This is a genomic window from Anaerobranca gottschalkii DSM 13577 (assembly GCF_900111575.1).
In the GTDB taxonomy this organism is placed as follows: domain Bacteria; phylum Bacillota; class Proteinivoracia; order Proteinivoracales; family Proteinivoracaceae; genus Anaerobranca; species Anaerobranca gottschalkii.
Map to the genome: position 1 here is coordinate 24011 of NZ_FOIF01000022.1, position 9113 is coordinate 33123.

Genomic DNA, 9113 nt, shown 5'->3' on the forward strand with positions numbered 1-9113 from the left:
AATACCCCCTCAATCTAACTTAGATTGAAGGGGTATTTATTAAACAGGTTTTCCTACAAACCTCACTAAAAGGAAACAGCTAATAATTCCTAAGGATAGAGAAATCCATACAGGTATTCCTAAAGCAACTGGTAAATAACCTGCTACTACCGTTACAATACCTACTGTTATTGCATAATACAACTGGGTTTTAACATGGTGGAGGTGATCACACATAGCTCCCATTGATGAAAGAATGGTAGTATCGGAAATTGGTGAACAATGGTCACCAAAAATAGCACCGGTTAATACAGCACCGATACTAATTGTGATCAAGGTAGGGTCAGAGGACATTGTATTTGCAAGGGGGATAACTAAAGGCATAAGGATTCCCATAGTTCCATAGGATGTACCTGTAGCAAAGGAAATCACTGCTCCTAATACAAAGATTAAACTAGGGAGGAGAAAACTAGGCAATGTCCCTGATAAAATACTAGCTAAGTAAGAAGCTGTTCCCAACTCTTTTATAGTAGCGGACAATGACCAAGCTAGTAAAAGGATAGCACCGGTAATTATTAAAGACTTTACTCCCTCTAACCATGTATCGATAGCTTCCCCTATACCCATTATCCTCTGGGATACTGCCATGACAATTGCAATTATACTAGCTAAAAAGGCAGCTTGAAAAAGAACGATACTGGCATCTGAAGCACCAAAAATTTCCCTTAATGTAGAGAAAGCTAGAGGACTATTTTTAATCATCTCAATCAGTTCCAGCTCATCTCCTGACATTATCTCGGTATATCCACTATAGTAAAATCCTAAAAAGGCAAAGATGATTAAAGAACTAATAGGGATAATGGCATTCCAAATACTTAACTTTATTCCCTCTTTTTCTTGAATACTTGAGTTTTCTGTTGAAAGGAGGGGTTTGGCATCATCGGCTAAAACTTTTCCTAAATTCCTCGCCCTTTTCTCTGCTTTCAACATTGGGCCAAACTCTCTGGCTAAAACAGCTGTTAAAATGATAAATGCCATGATAAAAATATTGTAAAACCTATATGGTATTGTTTGAATAAAGACTTCATAAGCATTAACAGTTTGTCCAATGCTGGCGTAACCATCTTTAATTAAACTGATTTCATAACCAATCCAGGTAGAAATGATGGCAATACCAGCAATAGGGGCTGCGGTGGCATCGATGATAAAGGCTAATTTTTCTCTAGAGATCTTCATTTTATCTCCAACAGGTCTCATTATCGGTCCAACGATTAGGGAATTAGCATAATCATCGAAAAAAACGAAAAGTCCTAAAACCCAAGTTATAAGTTGGGTACTCTTTGCAGACTTTGCTTTTTTAGACAGTGATTCTGCAATTGCCTTTGCTCCTCCCATTTTTGAGATTAAGGCAATTAACCCTCCAATAGTCAGGCATTGAAGGATTACCCCGGCATTCCAAGGATCTGCCAAGGAAGAGAGAATCATATTGATAACTTCTAAAAAACCGTAAAAAAAGCTAAGTATAAATCCATGGGAATGAAGGCTTATTAGATAAGTTCCTGTCAATACCCCGATAAAAAGTGAAAACAAAACATTTTTTGTAATAAAGGCCAATAAAATGGCTACCACAGGTGGTAATAGGGTAAAAATTTCTGGCATAAAAAAACTCCTCCTTAATTTTGTTTTTTGGAGGAGAGACTATCAATGAAAAAGGTATATAGGCATAATAAAAATGACTAACCTTTTATGATAGCTCTCCACAAACTTCAGGTTTGTGACAGTTCTACATATCTTCTATGCAGAACCAGCTATAGAGTCTTAAAGCATCGACTCTATGCTTCGGCGATGGCTCCTTTCCTATACCCTCATTGTGCTTACCTCAGATATAGTACTATTAGACACCGCACCTCTATCATCTTTACCATATTAAGTTTTACACGAACTTTATTTTGCAACAGAATTGGAAAAATGTCAAGGGTTTTTATAAGGTCAAAACTTTTAGTAAATTAAGACTATTAAGCAGGATTTAACTATCCTAATGTTGAATGTATACATCAGGAGGTGGTTTTGATGAAGGTTAAAGATTTGATGAAAAAGGACGTTATTACTGTAGAAAAGGAAGAAACGGTGGAAAAAGCTTTACAAATAATGAATAACAATAATATTAACGGCATGCCGGTAGTAGATAGCTCAGGGAACTTAATTGGAATAGTCGTTAAAGCAGATATTTATAGATTTTTAATCGAACCTGGTCATTACGAGGTTTGCCCTGTAGATTGGGTGATGACTAAAGAAATAGTAGTTGTTTCACCGGAAGATTCCCTTTTAACTGCTGCTAAAACTATTAGGGAAAATGATATTATTGCAGTGCCAGTAATTGAAGGGACTAAGGTAGTGGGTATTTTATCTATAGAAGATATAGTTGATTATTGTATCAAAAATTTTTTGATGTAAAAGTCCCCTGTTTGGGGATTTTATTATATTTTTAATATCCATTTTAGTGGAGGCAAGATTTTAGAAGTTATTTTAGTATAAAGGGTTTATCTTTGCAAAAAAATATAACTAGTATATCTTTATCTATAAAATTTAAAGGAGAAATAAGATGGCAGAAAAAAATATTGGATGGAATTTTCAAAATAGCTATCCATCTTTGCCTAAAATATTCTATAGTGTAATAAAACCAACTCCAGTTTCTAATCCCAAACTAGCTATACTTAACCATAATCTAGGGAAAGATCTAGGTTTAGATACTGAAAAGTTAGCCCAAAAAGAAGGGATAGAAATTTTAGCAGGAAACTCAATTCCCCAAGGAGCCTTTCCTATAGCCCAATCATATGCTGGTCATCAGTTTGGCTATTTTACTATGCTAGGAGATGGTCGGGCCCATCTCCTAGGAGAACATATTACTCCATCTGGGGGAAGGGTTGATATACAATTGAAAGGTTCAGGTAAAACCCCTTATTCTAGAGGGGGAGATGGAAGGGCTGCTTTAGGACCGATGTTAAGGGAATATATTATTAGTGAGGGAATGTATTTCTTAGGCATTCCTACTACAAGAAGCTTAGCTGTTGTTATTACTGGAGAAAAGGTATTTCGAGAAAAAGAATTACCTGGGGCAATTTTAACTAGGGTAGCTTCTAGTCACATAAGGGTTGGAACTTTTCAGTATGGAGCTAGGTGGGGAACATTAGAGGAGCTAAAAGCTTTAACAGACTATACAATAAACCGCCATTTTCCTGAAGCCTTTTCATCAGAATCACCTTACCGATACTTTTTAGATGAAGTGATAAGAAGGCAAGCAAGACTAATTGCCAGTTGGCAACTAATTGGCTTTGTCCATGGAGTGATGAATACTGACAATATGGCTATTAGTGGTGAAACTATTGATTATGGACCATGTGCTTTTTTAGATACTTATAACCCCAAAACTGTTTTTAGTTCAATAGATAGACATGGAAGGTATGCTTTTATGAATCAAGGGAAAATAGGGGCATGGAATTTGGCGAGATTTGCTGAGACATTATTACCTTTACTAGATTCCGATGAAGGTAAGGCTTTGGAAATTGCTCAATGCTCTTTAGATAAGTACTTCCAATTATTTGATAGTTATTGGCTTAATGGAATGAGGAAAAAGCTTGGATTATTCAATGAGGAAAAAGAAGATAAACAGTTAATCCATACTTTGTTGGATATTTTGGAAAAGTATCAAGGTGACTATACAAATACCTTTAGAGCATTGACTTTAGGGGATTTGCAAGATGAATTATTACAAAAACAGGAATTCAAATATTGGTATAATAAATGGCAAAATAGACTAAGGAGACAACCTCAAGGAAAAGAAGAAGTAGAAAGGTTAATGAAAAGTGTAAATCCAAGTATTATTCCCCGTAACCATAGAGTAGAAGAGGCTTTAGAAGGGGCGGTGGAAAGAAACGATTATTCTGTAATGAAAAATCTCCTTAAAGCTCTAGAAAAACCCTATAACTATGATGAAAATAACGACTATTATATTTCTCCTCCACCAAAGGGATGTCCACCTTATAGGACTTTTTGTGGAACATAGTCTATTAAAAAGATCTTCCTTTAAGAAGATCTCAGTTTGTAGACAAAGTCATTTTTTAAAGGCTGTGGTAATTAAACATTCTAACAAAGTCTCCGTCGAGATTTAAGGCTTCTATCTAATAGGAAGAAGGGTACCGCTCTAATTCGCCATCCATGGCTCAATAGAGCTTTCGGAACGTCCTGTTCCTCACCCCTTCTTCCTTTTATCTAATCAGCTCTTAAATCTATCTCCTCAACTTAATCGTATCTTTATTTAATTACCACAGCTGATGATGACTTTGTCTATAGTTTGTCTTCAGTCTGAGATCTTCCTTTAAGAAGGTCTTTTATTTTTAAAAGACTAAAAATTGTAGAAAAAGCAGGAAAAAACTTAAGCTTAGAGAATAATTATTAAAATAAATAATTGTCAATTGGGTCTAATAGGAGTGATTTCAAATGGGAAAACTTCATCTCGGTTTAGATATCGGCTCTACAACAGTGAAGGTTGTGGTACTCAATGAAAGATTAGAACTAATCTATAAGGACTATCAGCGACATTTTTCCGATGTAAGGAAAACAGTTGTTAAATTACTACAAAAAACATATAGTATCTTTAAAAATTCTCCTTTAACTATTGGGATAACTGGTTCTGGAGGAATAGGGATTGCTGAAATTTTAGGAGTCCCCTTTATTCAAGAAGTAGTTGCTTCAAGTAAAGCTTTAAAAAGCCTTTACCCTTATACCGATGTTGCTATCGAATTAGGGGGAGAAGATGCTAAAATTTTGTACCTAACTAATGGAATCGAACAAAGGATGAATGGGACCTGTGCAGGTGGAACCGGCTCATTCATCGATCAGATGGCTGCTTTGTTAAAAACCGACCCACAAGGTTTAAATGATCTAGCAAAAAACTATAAAACTATTTACCCCATTGCAGCCCGCTGTGGGGTTTTTGCCAAAACCGATGTTCAACCTTTGTTGAATGAAGGAGCCAGTAAAGAAGATATTGCAGCCTCAGTGTTTCAAGCAGTTGTTATCCAAACTATAAGCGCTTTAGCATGTGGTAGGCCGATAAAGGGCAATGTGGCTTTTTTAGGAGGGCCGCTGTATTTTCTGTCAGAACTTAGAAAGAGATTTGTAGAAACATTAAACTTAAAGGAAGAACAGGTTATATTTCCGAAGAATTCTCAAGTTTTTATTGCTATGGGAGCTGCCCTTTCACAAATTAATAGTCAAGAAATAGCATTTAATAAGTTAATCAGTAGATTACCTAAACTCGAAGATAGTGGAAAAGAAAAAAGTAATAGCTCCTTGCAACCTTTATTCTCAAATGTTGAAGAGTATCAAGAATTTATTAAAAGGCATGGGAAAAATAGTGTTGAAAAAAGAGGGCTTACAGATTACAGAGGAAATCTTTACTTAGGGATTGATTCTGGTTCAACTACTACAAAAGTTTTATTAATTGATGATCAAGGGGCAATAGTATATTCCCATTATGGCAGTAATGAAGGAAGCCCGTTAAAATCCACTATTAAAGTCATTGAGGATATTTATAGTAAACTTCCCCAAGGTGCAGAAATTACCTATTCGGCGGTAACTGGCTATGGAGAAGGCTTAATAAAAGCTGCTTTAGGGGTAGATATAGGGGAGATTGAAACAGTAGCCCACTATAAAGCTGCGGAATTTTTCTGCCCCGGTGTTGATTTTGTTTTAGATATCGGTGGACAAGATATGAAATGTTTAAAGGTGAAAGATGGAATAATCAGCAGTATTTTATTAAACGAAGCCTGTTCCTCTGGATGTGGTTCTTTCTTAGAGACCTTCGCCAGTTCTTTAGGGATAAAGGTAGCAGATTTTGAAAAAGAGGCGATAAAATCACAAAAACCCGTCGATTTAGGAACAAGATGTACCGTTTTTATGAATTCACGGGTTAAACAGTGCCAAAAGGAAGGGGCAGAGGTTTCCGATATATTAGCAGGCCTAGCTTATTCTGTGGTAAAAAATGCCCTTTATAAAGTTATAAAAGTAAAAAGAAGTGAAGAGTTAGGGGAAAAAATAGTGGTTCAAGGAGGTACTTTCTTTAATAATGCAGTCCTTAGAGCCTTTGAATTAGAAACAGGAAGAGAAGTTATAAGGCCAGAAATTGCAGGGTTAATGGGTGCATTTGGTGCTGCATTATTAGCTAAGGAAAGGTATAAAAAAGGAGAAAAATCTTCTTTAGTTAAAAAGGAAGATTTAGAGAAAATTAATCCCCAAGGAAGCCATAGTAGATGTAGTTTATGTCCTAATAATTGTTTATTAACAATAAATAAATTCCCTCAAGGACGATATATCTCTGGAAACAGGTGTGAAAAACCATTAGGGAAAGGAAAAGGGGAAAATAACCTTCCTAATCTTTATCAATATAAATTAGAACGGCTGTTTTCCTATCCCCCTTTAGCTATAGAAAAAGCCAAAAGAGGGGTTATCGGAATACCGCGGGTGTTAAATATTTATGAAAATTATCCCTTTTGGTTTACCTTTTTTACAGAATTAGGTTTTAGGGTGGAGTTATCACCTATATCGACAAAAGGAATTTATGAAAAGGGGATTGAAACCATTCCGTCAGAATCTGCTTGTTACCCTGCCAAAATGGTTCACGGCCATATTGAAGCTTTGATTGAAAAGGGAGTAAAGTTAATTTTTTATCCTTCCATTACCCATGAAGTAAAAGAGAGGGAAGGTGTAGATAACCATTACAATTGTCCTATGGTTACTTCTTATCCTGAGGTGATAAAAAATAATGTAGAGAAGCTACGGGAAAAAAATATTCAATACCTAAATCCTTTCTTACCCTTCGATAACTTAGAAAAATTAACTAATAGGTTAATAGAAGAATTAAGGAATTTACAAATTTCCCCTGAAGAAATTAAAGGGGCAGTAAAAAAAGCTGCAAAAGAGTACCAGAATTTTAAAAATGATATCAGGAAAAAGGGTGAGGAAACCTTAGAATTTCTTCAAATAAATCACCTTAAAGGGATTGTTTTAGCAGGGAGACCTTACCACTTAGATCCTGAAATTAACCATGGCATACCCCAACTGATAACTAGTTTAGGGATGGCTGTATTAACTGAGGATTCTATAGCCCACTTAGGAAAGGTTGAGAGACCCCTTAGGGTAGTGGACCAATGGGCTTATCATTCAAGGTTATATGGAGCAGCTTGTTTAGTAAGGGAAAGGGAAGAATTAGAGTTGGTACAGTTAAATTCCTTTGGCTGTGGCTTAGATGCTGTTACCACCGACCAAGTAGAAGAGATTTTGGCTTCTAGTGGTAAAATCTATACTTGTTTAAAAATTGATGAAGGAAATAATTTAGGAGCAGCAAGGATTAGGTTAAGGTCATTAAAAGCGGCATTAGAGGAAAGGGAAAAAATAGGGAAATTAGAGAAGAAAGACTATATTTATAAACCTGTGGCCTTTACTAAGGAAATGAAGAAAAGACACACTATAATCGCTCCAGATATGTCACCGATTCATTTTACATTACTTCAAGAAGCTTTTAGGTTATCGGGATACAATTTAGAAGTCTTGCCTAATGATAATAAAGATGAAATTATAAATGAAGGGTTAAAATACGTCAATAACGATGCCTGTTACCCTGCAATTATTGTTATCGGTCAGTTAATTAAAGGTCTAAAATCTGGGAAATACAGCAAAGATTCAACTTCTATAATCATTACCCAAACCGGTGGTGGTTGTCGTGCAACTAATTATATAGGATTTTTGAGGAAGGCCTTAAAAGATGCAGGCTTTCCCCATATCCCAATAATTTCTTTAAATGCCCAAGGGATGGGAAATAATCCGGGGTTTACCATCGATTTAAAACTAATCAATCGCTCATTAATGGCTTTAACTTATGGAGACTTATTGATGAGGGTATTATACAGAGTAAGACCTTATGAAATGTTTAAAGGCTCAGCTAATCATTTGCTGGATAAATGGCTAACTATTTGTAAAAAAGATTTGCAAAAGGGTAGTAGGAAAAAATATAGGGAAAATATTTATAATATCGTTAGGGAATTTGATAATTTAAAATTAAATAACATGATAAAACCTAAAGTAGGGGTAGTAGGGGAAATATTAGTTAAATATCATCCTTTAGCTAATAACCAAATTGTTGAGGTTTTAGAAAAGGAAGGGGCAGAAGTGGTAGTGCCTGATTTAACAGATTTTCTTCTCTATTGTGCTTATAACTCAAATTATAAATGGAAGTATTTAAATGGTAGCAAAAAATCTCAAATAATTAGTAATTTTGTTATAAAAGTAATTGATTTTTACCGCAGGGATTATATTAAAGCATTGGAAAAAAGTAATAGATTTATCCCACCTAAAACTATTGATGAGATTGCCTCAGGGGCAGCAAATGTATTATCATTAGGTCATCAGACTGGAGAAGGATGGTTTTTAACTGGGGAGATGTTTGAATTAATCCACCAAGGAGTAAATAATATTGTATGTGTACAACCCTTTGCTTGTTTACCTAATCACGTTACAGGAAAAGGGATGATTAAAAAATTAAAGGAACTTTATCCCTATGCAAATATCGTTGCTGTTGATTATGACCCAGGCGCCAGTGAAGTTAATCAACTTAATAGAATAAAATTAATGTTAGCAACTGCCTTTGAAAATTTAAATTTAGAAGAAAAACTTCATGTAACTCAACAATTACAGTTAAAGAAATTAAATGATCTACAATTAAAAACAAATAAAAATATCAATTTTAAATAATAAAAGTCGACTCGAACATATGTTCATGGTATAATTAGATAAACTAAAATAGAGAATTAAGGGGGGAGATTTTTTGGAAGCTTTATTGCGGGAAATATTGATGGAAGTAAAAAGTGTTAAGTCTAAAGTAGAAGATTTAGACTTACGAATGGGTGCATTAGAACAAGAGGTGCTTGAAGAAAAGGAGGTGAATAGAGAAAATGAAAGCCAATCGTGTTGAAAAACATATAATGTGAATTATCAAATTAAAATTCCTAATATAATCAAAATAAAATAGTATCATGAAACCATATCGCTCAATATATTTTTCGTATTAAATTAACTTA

The 9113-nt window shown here is 34.8% G+C and carries 5 protein-coding genes and 1 riboswitch; of the genes, 4 read left to right on the plus strand and 1 reads right to left on the minus strand.

Annotation, left to right across the window (positions count from 1 at the left end; all coding sequences use genetic code 11):
• Positions 1–39: 39 nt before the first annotated feature.
• Positions 40–1638, minus strand: coding sequence for a Na+/H+ antiporter NhaC family protein (locus tag BMX60_RS06760; protein ID WP_091350600.1), 1599 nt, complete (start codon positions 1636–1638; stop codon positions 40–42).
• Between the two features lie 83 nt (positions 1639–1721).
• Positions 1722–1899: riboswitch (Lysine riboswitch) on the minus strand.
• A 150-nt stretch (positions 1900–2049) separates the two neighbouring features.
• On the opposite strand from BMX60_RS06760, the gene BMX60_RS06765 reads away from it, so the two are divergent.
• From BMX60_RS06765 to BMX60_RS12040, 4 genes are all read left to right on the plus strand, one after another.
• Entirely contained in the window at positions 2050–2433 is a 384-nt protein-coding gene (locus BMX60_RS06765) for a CBS domain-containing protein (protein ID WP_091350602.1), read from the plus strand.
• A gap of 148 nt (positions 2434–2581) precedes the next feature.
• Positions 2582–4042 carry a protein adenylyltransferase SelO gene (locus BMX60_RS06770; protein ID WP_091350603.1) on the plus strand — a complete coding sequence of 487 codons (1461 nt, stop codon included), beginning with the start codon at positions 2582–2584 and terminating at the stop codon, positions 4040–4042.
• Positions 4043–4476: 434 nt separating this feature from the next.
• Positions 4477–8787: a 2-hydroxyacyl-CoA dehydratase gene (locus BMX60_RS06775; protein WP_091350605.1), complete on the plus strand. Its 4311-nt coding sequence runs from the start codon at positions 4477–4479 to the stop codon at positions 8785–8787.
• Positions 8788–8860: 73 nt separating this feature from the next.
• A complete protein-coding gene (locus tag BMX60_RS12040) occupies positions 8861–9007 on the plus strand; it encodes a hypothetical protein (protein WP_177159728.1) in 147 nt (48 codons plus the stop codon).
• Positions 9008–9113 lie beyond the last annotated feature (106 nt).

Excerpts from the sequence above, each read along its gene's own strand:
- BMX60_RS06770 (WP_091350603.1), top strand. The coding sequence starts at position 2,582 with ATGGCAGAAAAAAATATTGGATGGAATTTTCAAAATAGCTATCCATCT.
- BMX60_RS06765 (WP_091350602.1), top strand. The coding sequence starts at position 2,050 with ATGAAGGTTAAAGATTTGATGAAAAAGGACGTTATTACTGTAGAAAAG.
- BMX60_RS06775 (WP_091350605.1), top strand. The coding sequence starts at position 4,477 with ATGGGAAAACTTCATCTCGGTTTAGATATCGGCTCTACAACAGTGAAG.
- BMX60_RS06760 (WP_091350600.1), bottom strand. The coding sequence starts at position 1,638 with ATGCCAGAAATTTTTACCCTATTACCACCTGTGGTAGCCATTTTATTG.